Here is a 435-nt window from a genome sequence, read left to right on the forward strand (position 1 = left end):
TTGACCACTTTGATTGCCGAAGAGCTGGAAATCCAGCCGGAGCGGATCACCCCACGCTTTGCACCGGTGGCGCCGGAGTATCGAAATCCTCTGTACAAGCTGCAACTGACAGGCGGTAGCACCAGTGTTGCGACCAGTTGGGAGCCGCTTCGAACGGCCGGAGCGGAAGCCCGGCAAATGCTGGTTATGGCGGCAGCACGTGTATGGAACGTCGAAGCAACCGAATGTCGCGCCAGTGAAGGCAGGGTGGTGCACCCGAACGGTATCGACTCCATGGCCTATGGCCAGTTGGTTGAGTTGGCCGCCAAAGAAGTGCTGCGTGGTGACATAGCGCTCAAGCCGCAGAGCGAATGGAAATACATTGGCAAGCAGCGAGGCAAACTCGATGCCCGGGCGAAGTCCACGGGAACCGCAGTTTACGGGATTGATGTCGAT

At 58.6% G+C, this 435-nt stretch carries 1 pseudogene; it reads left to right on the plus strand.

Annotated features, from left to right (window positions below):
* Positions 1-435 (plus strand): annotated as a pseudogene (locus tag B2W52_RS01555) (molybdopterin-dependent oxidoreductase); the annotation flags it as partial.

Source organism: Marinobacter sp. UBA2498 (assembly GCF_002341575.1).
Classification (GTDB): Bacteria; Pseudomonadota; Gammaproteobacteria; order Pseudomonadales; family Oleiphilaceae; genus Marinobacter; species Marinobacter manganoxydans.